The sequence below is a fragment of the Verrucomicrobiia bacterium genome (genome assembly GCA_035629175.1).
GTDB lineage: Bacteria > Verrucomicrobiota > Verrucomicrobiia > Limisphaerales > DASXHY01 > DASXHY01.
The window spans coordinates 1-20,802 of the sequence record DASPIL010000077.1 but is presented as its reverse complement, the minus strand read 5'-3'; the positions used below and the strand labels follow the sequence as shown (position 1 = coordinate 20,802).

The following is a 20,802-nucleotide window of genomic DNA, read 5'->3' as shown; positions in this document are numbered from 1 at the left end:
AAGCGCATCAAAACAATTTCAGCGTCTCTCGCGCTTCTTCCCTTTTCCGGGCGGCAGGATGCCCGCCCTCTACGTCAGGCAAGATGCCTGACGCCACGACGCCGTAGCGGCGGGCATCCTGCCTGCCGTGGAGCCGGCGCTTCCAGCCCGGCGGAAAGAACCGTCAACTCAATCCAAGCGCATCAAAACAATTTCAGCGTCTCTCGCGCTTCTCCCTTTTTCCGGGCGGCAGGATGCACGCCCTCCACGTCAGGCAAGATGCCTGACGCTACGACGCCGTAGCGGCGGGCATCCTGCCTGCCGTGGAGCCGGCGCTTCCAGCCCGGCGGAAAGAACCATCAACTCAATCCAAGCGCATCAAAACAATTTCAGCGTCTCTCGTGCTTCACGCTTTTTCCGGGCGGCAGGATGCCCGCCTTCCACGTCAGGCAAGATGCCTGACGCCACGACGCTGTAGCGGCGGGCATCCTGCCTGCCGTAGAGCCGGCGCTTCCAGCCCGGCGGAAAGAACCATCAACTCAATCCAAGCGCATCAAAACAATTTCAGCGTCTCTCGCGCTTCTCCCCTTTTTCCGGGCGGCAGGATGCACGCCCTCTACGTCAGGCAAGGATGCCTGACGCCACGACGCCGTAGCGGCGGGCATCCTGCCTGCCGTGGAGCCGGCGCTTCCAGCCCGGCGGAAAGAACCATCAACTCAATCCAAGCGCATCAAACAATTTCAGCGTCTCTCGTGCTTCACGCTTTTTCCGGGCGGCAGGATGCCCGCCCTCCACGTCAGGCAAGGATGCCCGCCCTCCACGTCAGGCAAGGATGCCTGACGCCACATTTTGGTTGAGCGGAAACACTTCTGTGCAACTCTGTGGCGGGTGAACAAATACCGGCACGTCATCAACATCGGCATTCAGAACAACCTGACGTACCGCTTCAACTTCCTCGCACGCGCCCTGTTCGGCCTCATCCCGCTCGCAGCCATCATTTATGTTTGGAAGGCGATCTACGATGGCAAGAGCCCAGGCAGCCTGGTTGGAACCTACACGTTTGCGCAGATGGTTTCCTATTACCTGATGACCACCGTCGTCGATTCACTCACCGCAGTGAATGAAGACGACTGGCAGATTGCCGCGGATATCAAGGACGGAAACATCAGCCAGTTCGTGCTGAAGCCGATCGATTATCTCTGGTATCGGCTGTGTCTCTTTCTCTCGGGCCGGATGACTTACATGGCCGTGACCGCAGCACCCATCGTGGTCCTGATTTATTGCCTGCGCCAATATTTTGTCCTGCCGCCCGACGCGCTCACGGCCGCCGCGTTCTGCGTGTCCATCGTGTTCACGGCGTTGCTGCAATTCTTCATGTCCTACGCGATGGCCATGCTCGCGTTCTGGGTGCTCGAAGTCTCCACGTTCATTTTCATCCTGTTCGCGTTCGAATACATCGCGAGCGGCCACTTGTTTCCGCTCGACATCCTGCCGCCGTGGATCGAACGGCTGCTCTACCTCACTCCGTTTCCCTACCAGCTGTATTTTCCAATCAGCGTTTACATGGGCAAAACGGCAGGTGCGGAACTCGCGCGCGGAATGCTCATCCAGGCGGGCTGGGTGATCGCGATGTACTTCGTGGCGCGTCTCGCGTGGAACAGGGGATTAAAGAAATACAGCGCAGTCGGCGGATAAGCATGAGTTCAAGCACTGACATTCAAGGCCCGCCGTTACATGCGAAGGCCCATGGCGCTCCCTCGTCAGGGCTGCCGCGTTATCTGCGCATCTACGCCGCGCTGTGGAAGAATTCCGTGACGCGTGAAACGATGTTCAAGGGAAACTTCCTGCTTTGGATCGTGGTTGAATTGCTGTGGTTCGGGCTGCAGCTCAGTTTCATCGGCGTGCTGTACCTGCACACGGAGAACATCGGTTCATGGACCAAGTGGCAGGTGGTGATGCTGATTGGGGCAAGCCACTTCATCCAGCAGATCTTTCAGGCGTTCTTCCTCGTGAACTGCACGAACCTCTCAGAACTCGTGCGCACCGGCAAACTCGATTTCCTCCTGCTGCTGCCGATCAACACGCGCTTTGTTGTTTCGCTTCGGCAGGTGGATCTCGGCGCGTTCGTGAATGCCGCATCCGCGCTGGCGGTGATGGCCTACTCCGCAAAGCAGCTGCATTTCGTTCCAAACGTCGCGCAGGTATCCGGCTTTCTTGGATTGGCGCTGGCCGGGGTGTTGATCCATTACTCGCTCATGTTCCTGCTCGCGACGATCAGCTTCTGGACGGTTCGTGCGCAGGGAATTGTCTGGGGCTATTACAACTTGTTCAACGTGGCGCGGATGCCCGATGAAGCATTCCATGGAGTGTTCCGCGCCGTGTTCACGTTCGCCCTTCCCATGCTTCTCGTCTCGAACGTTCCCGTGCGGCTGCTGCTCAACAAGTTTTCTCCTGCAATGGCGCTGCTGTTGATTGCAATGGCTTTTGCCTGCGCCATCGTTTCGGAACTCGGCTGGCGCGCGTCGGTGCGGCGCTACACCAGCGCGAGTTCCTGAAGTTCCCGCCGTTACGCAACGATCTTTCTCCGGACTGCCACCAGCGCGGCAAGGCCCAAACCCAGAAGGCCGATGCTCGCGCCGGCGTCAGGCACGTGTTGGTAACGCCCGTTCAGGTTGTCGTTGCCGCATTCCATCGTGGTATGCACCCAGAAATCATTCAGCACCGTCGCCGACAGGTCGTCGAGCGAAAGCTGAATCATGTTGTGACTGCTGGCGTTCGCAGGCGTCATCACCGTCAATCCGAATCCATCAGGATCGCTCAATCCTGTGAGATACGTGAACGCACCTGTAGCAATGGCACCTGCCGTGGGATTGATGGTCCAGGGCGATGACTGCGGAATGTCGGTCGGCAACACGATCGAAAACGCGTTGTACAGGGAATAGGTGCCGCTCGTAAAATCCAGCACGTAAGCGTAACTCCAGTTGTTCGGGCCCGGGAGATTCGCGCCCGTGCCGATGAAGATCGCCCCCGCATGTAACGTCCTCGCGTTTGCAACCGCGCCATCTCGGAAGTTGAACGTGCCGATGACATCGAGCTGGCGCGTTGAGCGATCATATCCAAATGCCTCGAGATCCCAGGCGTCGCTCTTGATCGTGCCGGGCTCCGTATCGTTATCCTCCAGTCCAACCCCGGTTCCGACATATCCCGCTGCGGAATGGTTGTCGTGGATTGTGATGTTATAAGGCGTGGCATTCACCACCGTGACTGCGGTGAGGAGGCTGCCGAGGGTGACGATTACCCGTGCGTTGTTACGTTTCATAGCGATGCCAACATTCATTGCAGGACGCGGGCCAACGGCGGTTTCCCGGCAAAACGTCACAATTCGATGAAAACAGGCGTCTCCGAAGCATTCACGGGAGGATTGATGTTGTGCGTTCCGACAGGGGATCACCCGGGGCTGCAGCAGCCTGGTGGTGGCGAATACGGAACGAAGAGGCGCGCCGCAAGGCTAACGGCGCACCCGCTCAGCGGTCGAAACGCCCGGATTCCTACGGAGAACGCGAATAGCCAAGTTTGCCGACACCCATTTCCGCCGCCCCTACGTCCCACGCGCAGAGGGAAATGGCGGCTGGGAATCCGTTCCGAATTAAAACAGCACATGGCCTTCCGGTCGGCGCGGAGGAGAAGGACGGGGAGAGGGGGCTGCCCGGTCGATTGACGCTTCCCTCCTTCCCCATTAGTTTTTGCCAGTGATCAATACCGTTGACCTTCAGCCGATCGGCCGTGAACAACTGCAACTGCGCAAGCCGCTTGCCGCAGAGCTCGCTGAACCGCTTTCACGCGAGATCCGGGAACTCAAGCAGAAGCTCAACGCGGTAATCCTCGCACACAACTATCAGGTTCCGGAAATCCAGGACGTCGCCGATTTCGTTGGCGATTCCCTTGGTCTCGCGCAACAGGCGGCCAAGACGAACGCGGACGTCATCGTGTTTTGCGGCGTTCACTTCATGGCCGAGACCGCGAAAATCCTGAATCCCGGCAAGATCGTCGTGCTTCCGGACAAGGACGCAGGCTGTTCTCTGGAAGAAAGCTGCCCAGCTGAAGACCTCGCGAAACTGCAGGCAACGAATCCAAATTTCTGGACGATCGCCTACATCAATTGCAGCGCGGCCGTGAAGGCATTGTGCGACGTGATTGTGACGAGCGGAAACGCCGAGAAGATCGTCAATGCCGCACCCAAGGACCGCGATCTCCTCTTTGTGCCAGATGAAAATCTTGGCCAATGGGTGATCGAAAAGACCGGCCGCCCGATGACTCTCTGGAAGGGAAACTGTTACGCGCACGTGGAATTCCGCCGCGACAATCTCCTGCGCCTGAAGGAGCAGTATCCTGACGCGAAGGTAATTGTTCATCCCGAAAGCCTGCGCGAAGTGCGCGAGCTTGCGGATGCCGTTTGCTCCACTGAAAAGATGATTACTTACTGCAAGACGGATCCTTCGCAGCGCTACGTCATCGTGACGGAATCCGGCATCATCCATCGCATGCAGAAGGAGTGCCCTGGCAAGGAGTTCATTTGTGCGCCCACGTTTAACGTCATGCAATTGCCATCGGACAATTGCCGCTGCAGCGAGTGCAAATACATGAAGATGAACACGCTTCAGAAAGTGCGCGACTGCATGAAGAACCTCGCGCCGCGAATCGAGCTTCCGCCGCACATCCTGGAACGCGCGCGCCTGCCGATCGAGCGCATGCTCGAAATTTCCGCGCGCCCGTAGCGCGCGTTTCCTAGAATAACTGACCAGGTCATGCAGTCGGCGCCGGAGCGCTGACTTTCAGCTGGCTGACGACGCGGAAAAACCGACCGCACCGACATCGAGAGCAATGTCCGATTTCGTAAACGAGGAACGCCGCTGCACCCATTGGGCCGCCAGCAATTTTCGAACGGCGGGGAACCTATACGGCTGCAAGCCGGGGCTCCGGTGACGCTGCCGCTGCAATTCCCTTTGGCCGACGCCCCGCCCCGCTGCTACCGTTTGAACTCACATGTTGGATGCCCGCATTCAAGACCTGAAGCTGCTGTTGCCGCAGGCGATGCTGCATGATTGGGTGCGGCTCGGCTGGCGGCTCGCACGCGTCCTGCGGGCCCAGCATCACGAGAACAAACGCGACGCCCTCCTGGATCGCCTCGTCGAGGAAGTGCGCGCATCCATTGCATTGCGCGAAGCGCGCCGGATCCACCTGCCCGCGATCACATACCCGGCCCAGCTGCCGATCACCGCGCGAAAGGACGAAATTGTCGAAGCGATTCGACAGCACCAGGTCGTTGTCATTGCGGGCGAAACGGGTTCAGGCAAAACAACACAGATTCCGAAAATGTGCCTGGAGGCGGGCCTTGGGATCGAAGCGCAGATCGGCTGCACCCAGCCGCGCCGGGTTGCAGCGCTTTCGATTTCGAAACGCATTGCCGAGGAACTGGGCGCGCAATGGGGACGCGAGGTCGGATGCAAGATCCGTTTCGATGACCGTTCCAGCGCGCATACATACATCAAGCTGATGACCGACGGAATCCTGCTCGCTGAAACGCAGGGCGATCCCGATCTTTCGCACTATAACGCGCTCATTATCGACGAGGCCCACGAGCGCAGCCTGAACATCGATTTCCTGCTGGGATACCTGAAGACGCTGCTCGCGCGCCGCAAAGATCTGAAGCTCATCGTTACGTCAGCCACGATCGATACGCAGGCTTTTTCGCGCCACTTCAACGACGCGCCCATAATCGAAGTTTCCGGGCGCGTTTATCCGGTTGACGTGTTCTACCATCCGCTCGAATCGGAGTCGGAGGAATCGGGCGATCTCAGCTACGTGGACGGCGCAACACAGGCTGCCGAACGTGTGATGTATGAAAGCACCTTCGGCGATCTGCTCATTTTCATGCCGAGCGAACGGGACATCCGCGAGACTGCCGATCAACTGGAAGGGCGCTTCGCGCGCGATGCGGAGATCATCCCGCTGTTCGGGCGGCTCAGTTCCGGGGATCAGCAACGCGTATTTGCGCCGTGCGAGCGACGCAAGATCGTCATTGCAACAAACATTGCGGAGACGTCGCTGACAATTCCGGGCATTCGCTTCGTGATCGATTCGGGTCTCGCGCGCATCAGCCGGTACAACCCGCGCACGCGCACCAAACGCCTGCCGATCGAGCCCGTCTCGCAGAGCAGCGCGAACCAGCGCAAAGGCCGCGCGGGGCGCGTCGAGGAAGGCGTCTGCATCCGATTGTATTCGGCGGAGGATTTCGAGGCGCGCCCGCCGTTCACGCAACCGGAAATTCAGCGGTCGAACCTCGCTGAAGTGATTTTGCGCATGAAGGCGTTTCGGCTGGGCGAAATTGAAAGCTTCCCCTTTGTCCAGCCACCCACGCCCGCGGCGATCGCAAACGGGTACGCGCTGCTTCAGGAACTTGGGGCGTTGGATGATAAACGCGAACTGACACAGCTCGGACGCGATCTCGCGCGGCTGCCGATCGATCCGACGCTTGGCCGCATGCTCCTGCAATCGCAGCACGAACACGCCACGCGCGAATTGCTGATCATCGCCTCCGGCCTGAGCATCCAGGATCCGCGTGAACGTCCGCTCGACCAGAAGGACGCTGCCGCCGCAGCGCACAAGCGGTTCAGCGATCCGCAATCCGACTTTCTGTCACTGCTTAACATTTGGAACGCGGTTCACGACGAGTGGGAAAAACTGCGCACGCAGAACCAGCGCCGCAAATTCTGCCGCCAGCAGTTCCTCTCGTACTTGCGAATGCGCGAGTGGCAGGACCTGTACGCGCAACTGCATGACGCCCTTGAGGATTTAGGCACATTGAAACTCAACGAAAGCAACGCGGCCTATGAGGCGATTCATCGCTCAATCCTGGCGGGCCTGATCGGGCACGTTGCGAGGCGCGAAGAGCGCAACAGCTACAAGGCATCTGGCAATCGCCTGGTCGCTGTGTTTCCGGGTTCAGCGTTGCACGCGCGTGGCGAACCGCAAAAGAAACTGCCACGCGGCGCCAAGCCGCCGCCTGTAGCAAAGTCGAATCAACCGGAATGGATCGTCGCGGGCGAAATTGTCGAGACCTCGCAATTGTTCGCGCGCACGCTCGCGGGCATTGATCCGAAATGGATTTATCAGCTCGCGCCACATTGCTGCAAAGTCACACATCACAATCCGCATTGGAGTCCCGAAGCCGGGCGCGTGCTGGCTGAGGAAATCGTCACGCTTAATGGACTCGAAGTGCAGCGCCGCAAGGTCGCGTTCGGGAACATCAATTCCAAGGAAGCCACAGCCATCTTCATTCGCTCCGCCCTGGTGGAGGAAAATGTCGTTCCGAAGAACAGCAATCCTCAAGGCGGCAAGGCGCCAGAGTCCTGGGACGTTTTGGAGACGGACGACCCTGAATTACCGGCGCAGTATGGGTTTCTGAAGCACAACCGTGCCGTGCGGCAGAAGATTGAAAGCTGGCGAACGCGCGTCAGGCAGTACGATCTCGCCGACCTGGATGACGCCCTCTTTGCATTCTACGCAAAGCAAATTGAGAACATTTCGTCGCTGCATGAATTGAACCGCGTGCTGCGCGACAAGCCGGATCCGTCGTTTCTTTGCGCCTCCGAAGCCGACCTCGCGGGTGGGCAGTCGCTCGCTTACGATGCCGCGGCGTTCCCCGATTCCGTGACAGTCGCCGGCCAACCGGTGGGCGTGGTTTACTCTTACGCTCCCGGGGAAGAGCACGATGGCGTCACAGTGCGCCTTCCGTTTTCAGTTGCACTCACCGCACCCGCGGCCGAGTTGCAATGGGCGGTTCCCGGCCTGCGGTCGGAAATGATTTCTGAATTGTTGCGTTCCCTTCCAAAATCCATTCGCAAGGAATTGATGCCGCTGCCGCCGAAGGTCGAGGAAATCGTCCGCGAGTTCAGGCCTGCTGGTTCAGCATTTATGCGCGAGCTCGGGACGTTCCTTCATCGCAAATATGGCGTGGCTGTGCCCGAATCCGCGTGGCCAGCCGATGCGCTCGCTCCGCACATGCGGCCGCGCGTGGAGATCATCGACGAATCACAAAAAGCACTCAGCGCCGGGCGAGACTTGATCGCGCTGCGTGAAACGTTGAAGTCTGCCCAGGTCGAAGCCAGCACCAAGGCCCCGTCGTCCGCGTGGACTCGCGCTGCACAGGAGTGGGAACGGTTCGGGCTGACGACGTGGAACTTCGGCGATGTGCCTGAAAGGATAACAGTGAGCGAGGAAAATGGGCTGCCCGTTTACGCATGGCCCGGTCTCGAGCTGGAGAATGGTTCGGTAAACCTGCGGCTGTTTCGAAGTCCCCACACGGCGCGGCAAGCCAGCCTTCGCGGGGTGCAGCGATTGGTGGAGCTCGCGATTCAGCGGGATCTTGGCTGGCTGGAAAAGGACCTGCGCGCGCTCAACCGGCTCGAACCCCTTTTCGCGCCGCTCGGCAATGGCGAGGCTTTGCGCGAGCAGGCGATGGAACATCTCCGCGCCTTTGTGCTGCCGCATGAACCGCTGGCTGAGCTTGTCCAAACCCAATTTCAATCCGCCGTTGAAGACGCCCGCAAACGGCTTCCCGGGTTGGCCATGCAATTCCTCGACAGGCTCGAGCATGTGCTCAAAGTGTTTCAGCAGGTCCGCCAGAAGCTCGGCGCTTCCGCAGTCGCCGCTCCCACGCGTTCCAGAACGTTGAATGATTTCAGCCAGCTGGCAACGATGCCAAAGCCCGCCGCTGCGAATCCGTTCGCTGCAGAACTGAATCAACTGGCCGGACCCACTTTCCTTCGCGAAATACCCTACGAACGATTGCCTCACCTGCCCCGTTACTTGAAGGCATTGCTGACGCGAATTGAGCGTGCCGCGATGAATCCTGTGAAAGACCAGGAACGTCAACGCCAGTTGCGGCCGTATCTCGATGCGCTGAAGCAATGCCGGGCGCAACGCGACATCTCGGATGCGGCGCGCCAGGAACTGGAAGACCTCCGCTGGATGATCGAGGAATTCAAGGTCTCGCTCTTCGCGCAGGAAATCGGGACCGCCATTCCGGTTTCGCCGAACAGGCTGAACCAGCAGCTAGAGCGCGTGCGGCAGGCGTGACGGCGTGGAACCCGCAGATCGCGTCGATTTAGCCCCCATTGCATCCGGAGCAGCTGTGACGACTTTGAGAGAAATTCATGACTAATTCGAACGGCACAGGAACAGCGGTTCTGGATCACACGAAGCCGGCCGCGCAAGCCGAGCATCACGCCGGCCTTTCCGATCTTCCGCTCGGCGCACAATACTTGGGCAACGGACGCTGCTCCATCTGCGTCTGGGCTCCGCGCTCGAGACGCGTGACAATTGCGTTCTCCGGCGGACGCACGGAAAGGCTGCAACCTCAGGACGGCTATCATTGGTCCATCCTGGATGACATCGCACCGGGAGCGGAGTATCAGTTTCGCCTCGACGACGGCGATCCGCGTCCCGATCCCGCATCCCGTTTTCAAGTCGACTCAGTCCACGGACCGTCGGCGGTGGCCGATCCTGAATTTGAGTGGCACGATCCATCGTGGTTGGGGCTCCCATTGCGCGACTACCTGCTTTACGAGTTGCACGTGGGCACCTTCACCCGTGAAGGAACGTTTGAGGCGATCATTCCGCGCTTGGCAGAGTTGAAGGAACTGGGTGTCACGGCTATTGAGCTCATGCCGATTGCCCAATTTCCCGGATCCAGGAACTGGGGCTATGACGGCGTGTTTCCTTTCGCCGTGCAGAACTCGTATGGGGGGCCCGCGGGATTGAAGCGTCTGGTCGATGCGTGTCATCAGCATCAGCTAGCCGTGGTGCTCGACGTCGTCTACAACCACCTGGGCCCCGAAGGCAATTACCTCCGCGACTTCGGGCCGTATTTCACGATGTCGTATAAAACCCCGTGGGGGGAAGCGATCAACTTCGATGGCGAGGAAAGCGATCATGTTCGCCGCTTCTTCACTGAGAACGCCCTGTATTGGCAGCGTGAATTTCACATCGACGCCCTCCGGCTCGACGCGGTCCATGCCATCCGGGATTTTTCCGCGCAACCATTTCTGCAAGAGCTGGCGAACACAACGCGCGCTGAATCGCAGCGGTTAAACCGGCGGTTTCACCTGATTGCCGAAAGTGATCTCAATGACGCACGCCTGATCCGGCCTGCTGTTGCGGGAGGATTTGGATTGGATGCGCAATGGTCGGACGATTTTCATCATTGCTTGCACGTGTTGTTGACGGGCGAATGCGATGGTTACTACGCGGATTTCGGAGGAACCGCACAACTGGCGAAGATCTTCAGGAACGGCTATGCGTTCACGGGCGATTACTCAGCATTTCGAAAGCGGCGGCACGGAAACCGGCCCACCCAGACATCAGCGCGGCAGTTCGTGGTTTACTCGCAAAATCACGATCAGATCGGCAACCGCTTCCTTGGTGAACGATTGACGGAGCTGGTTTCGTTTGAGCGGTTGAAGCTCGCAGCAGGTGCAGTGGTGTTGTCGCCGTTTCTTCCGATGCTCTTCATGGGCGAGGAATATGGCGAACCCGCGCCGTTTCAATATTTCGTCAGCCACACCGATCCCGCGCTCGTGGAAGCCGTGCGCAAAGGGCGATTGGAGGAGTTCGGCTCGTTCAAGCGCAAAGGCGACGTCCCTGACCCGTTTGCCGTCCACACTTTCGACCGATGCCGCCTGGACTGGGAACTTCGCAACACGCGTGAGAAGCACGGTGTTCTTTGGGATTTCTACCGCGAACTAATTCAGATCAGGAAATCCCTGAAACCGATTTGCGACGCGGAAAAGGAATCCATCGACGCACACGCTGTTGGTGAGGGCGGATTACTCGTTCGATACAACTCGGACACGGAAGTTGTGATGCTGGCGCTGAACTTCTCGGATTCGGAACTCGAGGTGAGCCTTGACGGTTCCGGATGGATTGAGCGCTTCAACTCGGCGGCTGAGAAGTGGCGCGGGCCGGGCGGGCTCGCGTTCACTGAAACCTTCGCCCGCGTGCAGCCCGCGTCATTCGTTGTTCTGCAATCGACGGTCTGCCAATAAATGCGGACTCAGCGTTCAGCTGCTTGCAGGGCCGCGGTCTGCGCAAATCACGTTCGCGAATTGAGGCGAGGAACTTAGCCACGGATTGACATCTATAAACACGGAGCCTCAGAACAAACGCAGCACAAAAAGGCCGCGCATCGACTGACACTCCTGATGCGCGGCGCTCGAGAGGCGAATGACTCGTTCGAACTTACGGCGTGACTGAGCTCGAGCTGCCTCCGGATCCGGTCTGGGATCCGCTGCTGCTGCTGCCCGAAGACCCGCCCGTGCTGCTGGAGCCGCTGCCCGATCCCGTGCCACCAGAGCTACCCGCGCCGCCTTGCGAACCCTGCGAGCCCTGGGAACCTTGCGAGCTCTGTGATCCCTGGGATCCCTGGGATCCCGAGCGGCGGCTGCTGGAGTTGGTGTTTCCCGTGGAACCCCAAGTCGAGCTGCCGGAGGAGGAACCGCCGATGGATCCTGAGCCGCCCTGCGAGCTCGATCCCGATCCACCGATTGTTCCGCTGCCAGTCGATCCCGAGGAGCCGCCCATGCCGGAGCTTGAGCTGCCGCTGTCGGTGGAATCCGACCCGAGCGATCCCGATGTGCTGGAACCTGACCCTGTAGAACCCGAACTCGAGCCCGCACTGCTCGATCCTGAGCTGGACGAACCGAGGCCGCCGTAGGATCCGCCTTGCGAACTCGATCCGCCCAGCGAACCCGAACTGCCGGAGGAACCGGAGCTTGCTCCCGACGAACCGCTGCCGACCGCTCCGCTGCTGGATGTGCCACTTTCTGTGTTACCAGCTCCGCTCTGGCTGCTCGATTGAGCGTAGCCATTGAGCAAAGCCGCCGATGCCAAAAGGACAATGAGTTTTTTCATACGTTGCACCTTCCAGCCTGGCTTCCGAATTGGCACAGGGGTGTTGAACTCATTTCCGCTGGAAGAATAACTGAGCCAGGCATTCGAGAGCGTCCCGAAGTATTGTTGCCTCCCTTTTCCCCGTTCAGTCCACAACAGGCTGTAGGGTTCGTACGGACGCTTCGATAGGGCTTTACCCACTTACTGGTTCGCGAACGCGCGTCATAACCTGACGGCGCATTATGGGAACCTGCGTTGAAACTAACGCCGCAGATGCTGTTGTGTCTGGGCGCCTGATCGAGCGTTCGCACGCCTATGAACCGGCGATCACCGAACGCATCCACCAACTGTTCGAACGCCTCGCTGCCAGCCAGCCGGGCGCCGTTGCGCTGGCGTTTGAAGATCAGCAGCTCACTTACGCTGAAGTCAATGCCCGCGCCAATCAACTCGCCCATTTTTTGCAAAAGCGCAATGTCGGACCCGATTCTTTGGTAGGATTGCGCGTTGAGCGGTCGGCAGAAATGATTCTTGGAATCCTTGGCATTCTCAAAGCCGGCGGCGCTTACCTTCCGATCGATCCCGGATATCCCATTGAGCGGCAGCAGGTCATTCTTGCCGATGCGCGCGTGCAACTGGTGCTGACCCAGAGTCACCTCGCGCCCATCGACTTCGATGGCGAGATTCAGCAACTGGACTCGGACTGGTTCAAGGCGAGCGACGAACCGGCGACGGATCCTGTGTGCCGGAGCGGACGGGAGAACCTCGCCTATATTATCTATACATCGGGCTCAACGGGAAAACCCAAGGGCGTGATGGTGACGCACGGGAACCTGCTGCATTCCACCGAAGCCCGGTTTGCGTATTATCCTGAGCCCGTTGAAAAATTCCTCCTGCTGTCGTCACACGCGTTTGACAGTTCCATCGCCGGCATCTTTTGGACCTTGTGCCAGGGCGGCGCGCTCGTGTTGCCGCACGAATATTCCCGCCAGACAGCGTCGGAACTCGCCGACCTCATCGCGCGCCACGGAATCACGCACCTGCTCTGCCTGCCTTCACTCTATGCCGTCTTGCTCGACCAGTTCAGCGCGCTCGGAAGCTTGAAGACGGTGATCGTGGCGGGAGAAAGTTGTCCTGCCGCATTGGTGGATCGTCATCATGCCCTGCTGCCCAAGGCGACACTCTATAATGAATATGGCCCGACGGAAGCGACGGTGTGGTCCACGGTTCATCGATGCGAACGCCGTCCCAACGCACGTACAGTGTCGATCGGCCGGGCGATCCCGGGTTCGCAGGTGTTCGTCCTCGACCCTCAGATGCAGCCTGTTGTCAACGGCGCGAGCGGCGAGATTTACGTGGGAGGACCGGGCGTGTCGCGCGGCTATTTCAACCGGCCGGAACTCAACGCGAAATGTTTTGTTTCAAACCCCTTCTCTCCCGACCCTCATGCGCGGCTTTATCGCACGGGAGATCTCGCCCGTTTCCTGCCCGATGGCGGCCTTGAATTTCTAGGGCGAGCTGATCACCAGGTTAAGATTCGAGGGCATCGGATTGAACTCGAAGAAATTGAATCCGTGCTCAAGGAGCATCCAGCCGTCGAAAACGCCGTTGTTGTGGTGGAGGAGAAGAAACGGACCGTGCCGGTCAACGGGGAAGCGGAGCAACTCATTCTGCGCCGCCTGTCGGAACTGGATCCTGTCGATGCGGAGCGGCTGCTGGACGAGATCGGATCGGCCGGCGCGATGGAACCTGCCAATCCCGTTGCGACGCCCGAAGGCGCCAACGGGCATCACGCGCGCAACTGCCCTGAATACGACCTGCAATTGACCCTCCGGAATCCGGAGTTCATCAACACACCCCGTCCTTCGCAGCGCACCTGGCTGTTGAACCGCTTGATGGATGAAGCGGAAGCGGACCTGCTGGCTTATCACACATTGGCGCAGGACATGGTTCCAGGCGCGGAGCTTTCGCTGAACACACTGCTGGCAGATCGCGGCAGTGCCGATCTGAGTGAACAGGAAATTCTCGAGGACTGGCACATTCCGCTGATGCGGGCGATGGCGCGTGGCGTGACCGCTGCCCACGGCGACATTTTGGAAATCGGGTTCGGCCGCGGCGTGGCTGCGGGTTTTCTCCAGGATTGCGGCGTGCGTTCGCACACGATCATCGAGTGCAACGATTCCATCATCAGCCGCTTTTTCGAACCCTGGCGCAAGCAGCACGCCGGTCGCGACATTCGGCTGGTTCGCGGGAAATGGCAGGACGTGATTGATTCGCTCGATCAGTTCGACGGCATCTTCTTTCAGACATACCCGCTGAACGAGAAGGAGTTTGCAGAATATTTGTCGCGAAGCGTCGTGTTCGCGGAACACTTCTTTCCAATTGCCGCCAAACATCTGCGAGCCGGTGGAGCGTTCACGTATCTCACGCATGAAATCGATTCCCTAAGCCGCCGTCATCAACGCCTGATCCTGCGGCACTTCAAATCGATTCAACTGAGCATCGAACGCCTCAAGCTTCCATCGGACTGCCGGGACCTCTGGTGGTCGAACTCCATGGTCGTTGCAACTGCCATCAAGTGATTATGAATGCTGCTGACCGCATCCGGCGTCTCACTCCTGAACAACGTTCCCTGCTGCTCGAGCGTCTTGAACCCGCAGACGACGCCAACGGCGCGCGCAAAGCGCTCGCCGCATTTGTGACATTGCGCGAGGGCGCCGCTGCAACCCCCGAGGAAATCCGCGCGTTCTGTGCTGCGAGGCTTCCCGACTTCATGGTGCCGGCGTCGATCATCCGGCTCGACAAGCTGCCACTTCACCCGAACGGCAAAGTGGATCGCAAGGCCCTTCCCTCCATGGAAAGCGCGGCGCCGCAGAATACGGGGGCGTCGAGGCCTCCCACCGAAATCGAATCGAGACTGGCGCTTCTCTGGGCCGACGTGCTGCGCGTGCAGAACGTTGGATTGAACGACAATTTCTTCCAGCTCGGCGGCCATTCGCTGCTGGCGCTGCAATTGATGGCGCGAGTGCGGGACACGTTCAAGGCCGACCTGCCCATCAGGACCTTGTTCACGGCACCGACAGTGGCGGGACTCGCAAAGGCGGTGGAACAGCGTGCAGGAACGGCTCCTGCGATTCGCCGCGTCAATCGTGCGCCCCTGACGCCGCGCGCCACGTCCGCCGCGGATTCGACGCTGCCTTAACCAAAATCGATTGATGCAGATGACTCACCCCGATGCAACTCCTGGAAATGCGCCTGCAGCGACTGCGGCAGAGGACCGCCAGTTGTGTCCGCTGTCGTTCGCCCAGGAACGGCTTTGGTTCCTGAACCAGCTGCGGCCCGGGAGCACGGCGTACAACATCTCACAGGCGTGGCGCTTGACGGGCTTGCTGAACGTTTCCGCATTCGAAGGCGCCGTGAACCAGGTGATTCGGCGCCAGGAAAGTTTGCGAACCACCTTTGCGCGGGTCGAAGGCAAACCCGTGGAAATCATTTCAGCGTTCGAACCGATTCGCCTCCGTGTCTCGGACCTGTCTGCCACGCCAAACCCGGCGGCCGCTGTGGAAACGGCAATTCAGGCTGCAGCGCATCACGCGTTCGATCTGCAGCAGGGCCCGCTCTTTCGCGTCGATCTTTTCCGGGTCAGCGACAACCACCATGTGGTGCTGTTCACGCTGCACCACATCATCAGCGATGCGTGGTCGTTTGAAATCTTGCGCCAGGAGATCACCGAGGGTTACGCCGCATTGTGCGAAGGGCGTGATCCTGTGCTGCCCGAACTTCCGATTCAATATCTCGATTACGCGCATTGGCAGCGCGAAAACCTGAGCGCCGACACATTGCGCGACGAGATGGAGTTCTGGCGTGAATACCTGGGCGGAGAACTTCCGCGGCTCGAATTGCCATTCGACAAATCACCCTGTGCAGACGACACGGCCGGGGCATCGGAACCCTTCTGCCTTGACCGCGAAACCACCGCCGCCCTGCGGGGCATCGCGCAACGGGAATCAGCGACGCTCTTTTCGGTGCTGCTCGCGGGTTTCTCAATGCTCCTGCATCGTCTCAGCGGACAGAACGATCTCATTGTTGGGACACCCGTGTCGGCCCGGGACCTGCCGGAGACCACGAACCTCATTGGCTTTCTGGTCGACACCATCCCCTTGCGCACGCGCATCGATGGGAACCTCACTTTCGGTGAATATGTGCGAAGCGTTCGCGACTCCGCGTTCAGCGCGTTCGCACATCACGAATCGCCATTTGAGGAAGTCGTAAAGGCGCTGCAGCCCAATCGCGCTGGCGGGGAGAACCCGCTGTTTCAGGCGGTGCTCGCACTGCACGGGGGATTCAAGAGTGAATGGGAGCTTGGAAACCTTTGCGCCACGTTGCAGGACGTCGCGACCGATACCGCCAAGTTTGACCTCACTTTTCTGCTGGAGGAATGCCCCGGCGGCATCAAGGGCCGCGTGGAATTCAAAACCGGCCGTTTCGAAGCCGAGACCATCAAACGGTTTCTGCAGCAGTTCAACCTGCTGCTCCGCGCAGTCGCTGCGAATCCAGATCATCGGCTCCGAGATTATGAGCTGCTCACGAATGCCGAACGTCAGCGAGTGCTCGTCGAGTGGAATGACACCGCAACTCCTTACGAACGGGATCTCTGCGTTCACCCACTATTTGAGGCGCAGGCGCGGATGACACCCAACGCCATCGCACTGCAGTTCGGCGGCGCCACGCTGACGTATGGCCAGCTGAACGCTCGCGCCGATCATTTCGCGCGGCGGCTTGGGGAGCGCGGCGTCAAGGCCGGCGCGCTGGTGGGAGTGGCGATGGAACGCTCAATCGATTTCATCGTGACGCTCCTCGCGATTTTGAAAGCGGGGGCCGCCTACGTGCCGCTCGACCGCAGCTACCCACGCGAACGACTCGCTTTCATGATCCGCGAAGCCGGACTGCGGCTGATCGTCGCAGACGCCGCGTTCCGCGATTCAACGCAGACGCAGCCGCTGCTGTTGAACGACACTTCGGGTGAACTGCAGGTGCTGTGCGCGGAGGACGTGGTGAATTGCGCGTCCGCGAGCGTCGAGAGCGCGGCGCCTGCGACCGTTCCAGACAACGTTGCCTACGTCATGTTTACCTCGGGCTCGACAGGCAACCCGAAGGCTGTCGCGATACCGCATCGTGCCATCGTGCGTCTCGTGCGGAACACAAACTACGCGAGTTTTTCGGCAACGGATGTTTTCCTGCAACTCGCGCCCGTCTCATTCGATGCCGCAACTTTGGAAATCTGGGGAGCACTCCTGAATGGGGCACGGCTAGTTATTTCACCGCCGCACACGCTGTCATTGGAGGAACTTGGCCGCTGCATTGAAGAATCGGGTGTGACGACGCTCTGGCTGACGGCAGGGCTGTTCCATCAGATGGTCGACTATCAACTGCCGCGCCTGCGCAATGTCAGGCAGTTGCTTGCGGGGGGCGATGTCCTTTCCGTGCCGCACGTCTTGCGAGTCCTCCAAGATTTGCCGGGCTGCCAGCTCATCAACGGCTACGGCCCGACTGAGAATACCACGTTCACCTGCTGTTATCGAATCCCGCGCGGCTGGCCTGGCGGCCGTTCGGTTCCGATTGGATCGCCGATCAGCAACACTCGCGTTTATGTGCTGGATGCAGCGCTTCGGCCACTTCCCGTTGGCGGCGTCGGGGAACTCTACGCGGCGGGCGACGGCTTGGCTCGCGGCTATCTGAATGAACCCACTCTCAATGACGAGCGGTTCATCCGGCGTGAGATTGAAGGCCGGTCGGAGCGGCTCTACAAAACGGGCGACCGCGTTCGGTGGCGCCCTGACGGCACCCTCGAATTTCTCGGGCGCTCCGATCAACAGGTGAAGATCCGCGGATACAGGATCGAACCCGGCGAGATAGAAGCCGCGTTGATGCGGCATCCCGACGTTCGCCAGGCGGTTGTGGTTGCCCGACCCACAGCAAACCAGGACCGCCAGTTGATCGCCTATGTCACGGTGCGGGACACGGCGGCGTCCGAGGAACGGCAACTCCGGGATTTCTCAGCCGAAAGCCTGCCGCCCTACATGGTTCCAGCTCGTGTGATCGTCGTGCCTGCCCTGCCCCTCACGCCCAACGGCAAAGTGGATTTTCGCAGGCTGCCGTCCCCCGACGACACGGCGCACCCGTCGATGGAAGCGGCAAGCCCGCGCGATTCGGTCGAGGAAACACTCTGTGGCATCTGGAAGGATCTCCTCGGGCGAAATGGTTTCGGGATACACGACAACTTTTTCCAGCTGGGCGGCCATTCGTTGCTGATCACGCAGATGCTTTCGCGGATTGCGCGCGTGTTACATCAGGAGCTGCCGGTGCGGACCGTCTTTGAATTTCCGACTGTCGCCGGCCTTGCAGAGAAGCTGCGCCAGCCAGCTGCCCAGACAACGGCAGCTGCCGGGATTGCACCGCGCCGCCGGGCGCGGTCGGAAGCGCAGCAACTGCTGACACGCATTGATCAGTTATCAGATTCTGAAATTGAATCGTTTCTTTCCCGTCCTCAATGAAGCAAGTCGTACCATGAAGTTTGCCCCCACTACATCCACGGAATCCGTCCTTTCGGATCGCCGCGCGGTCCTCGAAGCGCAGTTGCGTGAAGCGACCGCGCAGCCGGAAACTGTCCCGCTTTCGTTTGCGCAACAGCGGTTATGGCTGCTGGACCAGCTGGAGCCCAACAGCGCGTTGTATAACGTGCCACTCGCGCTTGAACTCACAGGCGCGCTCGATGTTTCCGCCCTGGAGAAGGCGCTTGGTCAACTCGTGCTGCGGCATGAAGTGCTCCGCACCCGGTTTGTTTGTTCCGATGAGATGCCTGTGCAGGTGGTCGAGGAGACCGGGCAGGTTGCCCTGGACCAGCGCGACCTGGCCCAGGAACCCTCTGCGGAGCGCGATGCGACAGCGAAACGGCTGCTCTTTGAGGAAGTGCATCGTCCTTTCGATTTAGCCACGGGGCCTCTGCTGCGGGCGCTGCTGCTTCGGATGGAACCCGACCGCCACTGGCTGCTGTTGAATTTCCATCACATCGTTTCTGATGAATGGTCGCTGAAGATTTGCCTGCGGGAACTGACCTTGCTCTATGATGCCTATCGGCGCGGGCGCGTCTCGGGTTTGGCCGACTTGCCGATTCAATATGCGGACTACGCGCTCTGGCAGCGGGAGCGCCTGTCGGGGGAGGTTGTGGAAAAGCAGCTGGAGTACTGGCGCAAGCAACTGGCCGGCACCCCTGCCCCATTGGAGTTACCCGGCGATTTTGCACGCCGGGCCGCCCCGGCGTTTCGCGGCAAAACCACGTCGCACGCACTGCCGCCCGCGCTCACCGCGGGATTGAAGAACCTTGCCGCGCGCAGCGGCACCAGCCTGTTCATGGTGCTGCTCGCCTCATTCAAAACGCTGCTGTTCCGCTACACCCAGCAGGACGACCTCGTCGTCGGCTCACCCATCGCCGGACGCAACCAATTGGAAACCGAGGATCTCATCGGATTTTTTGTCAACACGCTCGTCCTGCGCACACGTGTCGAGGGTGAGATTACGTTTGAAGAACTGCTTCAACGCGTGCGCGAGACGACATTGGGCGCCTACGCAAACCAGGAACTGCCGTTCGAGCGTCTCGTCGAGGCCCTTCGCCCCGAACGCACCCTGAATCACAACCCGTTCACGCGCCTCATGTTTGCAGTGCAAACGGGGGGGCTTGACGAAGTCGCCTGGCCGGGCCTCAAGGCGCGTGTATTGGAAGTGCACACGGAGACGGCGAAATTCGATTTAACCTTTGTGGTGCAGGAAACCGCGCGAGGCCTGGTGGGACGGGCCGAATTCAATTCCGACCTGTTCACCGAAACCACTATCCGCCGCCTGCTGCAGCATTTCGAGAATCTCGTCACAGCCATTGTCGCCAATCCGCAACAGCGCGTGCGGGAGCTTCCAATTCTGAGTCCGGCCGAAGAGCAGCAGCTTCTCGTCGAGTGGAACCAGACGGCCGCTGTTTATCCTTCCGATCGAAGCCTGACGCAACTGTTCGAGGCCCAGGTCGAGCGCATGCCCAATCGGGTGGTGGTGAGCTACGGACAGGAGTCGCTCACCTATGCCGAATTGAATGCGCGAGCCAACCAGCTTGCGAGGCACCTGGTCAAGCTCGGCGCGGGACCTGGCGTTCCCGTGGGGCTCTGCATGGAACGATCCCCAAGCCTGATCATCGGCATGCTCGCCATTCTCAAGGCGGGAAGCCTCTATGTGCCTCTCGATTCCGGTTATCCCAAGCCACGCCTCGCGCATATGCTCGCAGATTCCGGCGCGCCGGTTCTGCTCACGCAGCAGCATCTGCTCGCGTTCCTGCCGAGGACACACGCCCGGGTCGTGTGCATCAATTCGGATTGGGATCTCATTTCCAAGGAGACGCGCGACAACCTGAATCCAGGTTGCGCCGCCGACAGCATCGCGTATGTGATGTACACGTCGGGATCGACGGGACAACCCAAGGGGGTAGCGATTCCGCATCGTGCGATTGCGCGGCTGGTGTTGAACACCAACTTCATCCAGCTCGACGCGGGCGACACCATCGCGCAGGCATCCAATACTTCGTTCGACGCAGCCACGTTCGAAATCTGGGGAGCGTTGTTGAACGGGGCGCGGCTCGTTGGAATTTCACCCGACGTTGCATTATCCCCGCGGGACTTCGCGCGCGAACTTCGAGAGCAGGGAATCACGGTGCTCTTTCTCACAACCGCATTGTTCAATCAGGTCGCCGCTGATCAACCTGACGCGTTTGCAAACACGAGAGTGGTGATGTTCGGTGGTGAAGCCGTCGATCCCAAGTGGGTTCGCGCCGTGTTGAGC

Annotated in this window: 11 protein-coding genes; 10 read left to right on the top strand and 1 reads right to left on the bottom strand. The window is 59.8% G+C overall.

Going from position 1 to position 20,802, the window contains the following annotated elements:
* The first annotated feature begins 867 nt into the window (after positions 1 to 867).
* Positions 868 to 1,674: an ABC-2 family transporter protein gene (locus VEH04_14310; protein HYG23953.1), complete on the top strand. Its 807-nt coding sequence runs from the start codon at positions 868 to 870 to the stop codon at positions 1,672 to 1,674.
* A gap of 2 nt (positions 1,675 to 1,676) precedes the next feature.
* A complete protein-coding gene (locus tag VEH04_14305; protein HYG23952.1) occupies positions 1,677 to 2,534 on the top strand; it encodes an ABC-2 family transporter protein in 858 nt (285 codons plus the stop codon).
* Positions 2,535 to 2,545: 11 nt separating this feature from the next.
* Here VEH04_14305 and VEH04_14300 read toward each other — a convergent pair whose 3' ends face one another.
* Positions 2,546 to 3,298 (bottom strand): VPDSG-CTERM sorting domain-containing protein, encoded by a 753-nt coding sequence (locus VEH04_14300; protein ID HYG23951.1) that lies wholly within the window; start codon positions 3,296 to 3,298, stop codon positions 2,546 to 2,548.
* A 478-nt stretch (positions 3,299 to 3,776) separates the two neighbouring features.
* Here VEH04_14300 and nadA point away from each other — a divergent pair, with 478 nt between their 5' ends.
* The 8 genes from nadA to VEH04_14260 form a co-directional block, all read left to right on the top strand.
* Positions 3,777 to 4,754, top strand: a complete 978-nt coding sequence (nadA, locus tag VEH04_14295; protein HYG23950.1) for a quinolinate synthase NadA — start codon at positions 3,777 to 3,779, stop codon at positions 4,752 to 4,754.
* 268 nt (positions 4,755 to 5,022) lie between these two features.
* Positions 5,023 to 9,117, top strand: a complete 4,095-nt coding sequence (hrpA, locus tag VEH04_14290) for an ATP-dependent RNA helicase HrpA (protein ID HYG23949.1) — start codon at positions 5,023 to 5,025, stop codon at positions 9,115 to 9,117.
* 77 nt (positions 9,118 to 9,194) lie between these two features.
* Positions 9,195 to 11,084 carry a malto-oligosyltrehalose trehalohydrolase gene (gene treZ, locus VEH04_14285; GenBank protein ID HYG23948.1) on the top strand — a complete coding sequence of 630 codons (1,890 nt, stop codon included), beginning with the start codon at positions 9,195 to 9,197 and terminating at the stop codon, positions 11,082 to 11,084.
* Positions 11,085 to 11,284: 200 nt separating this feature from the next.
* A complete protein-coding gene (locus tag VEH04_14280; GenBank protein ID HYG23947.1) occupies positions 11,285 to 11,752 on the top strand; it encodes a hypothetical protein in 468 nt (155 codons plus the stop codon).
* Between the two features lie 418 nt (positions 11,753 to 12,170).
* Positions 12,171 to 14,507 carry an amino acid adenylation domain-containing protein gene (locus tag VEH04_14275; protein HYG23946.1) on the top strand — a complete coding sequence of 779 codons (2,337 nt, stop codon included), beginning with the start codon at positions 12,171 to 12,173 and terminating at the stop codon, positions 14,505 to 14,507.
* A gap of 2 nt (positions 14,508 to 14,509) precedes the next feature.
* Positions 14,510 to 15,127 carry a phosphopantetheine-binding protein gene (locus VEH04_14270; protein ID HYG23945.1) on the top strand — a complete coding sequence of 206 codons (618 nt, stop codon included), beginning with the start codon at positions 14,510 to 14,512 and terminating at the stop codon, positions 15,125 to 15,127.
* 13 nt (positions 15,128 to 15,140) lie between these two features.
* Positions 15,141 to 18,479 (top strand): amino acid adenylation domain-containing protein, encoded by a 3,339-nt coding sequence (locus VEH04_14265; GenBank protein ID HYG23944.1) that lies wholly within the window; start codon positions 15,141 to 15,143, stop codon positions 18,477 to 18,479.
* 13 nt (positions 18,480 to 18,492) lie between these two features.
* The coding region (locus VEH04_14260; GenBank protein HYG23943.1) for a condensation domain-containing protein at positions 18,493 to 20,802 on the top strand (2,310 nt) is incomplete at its 3' end.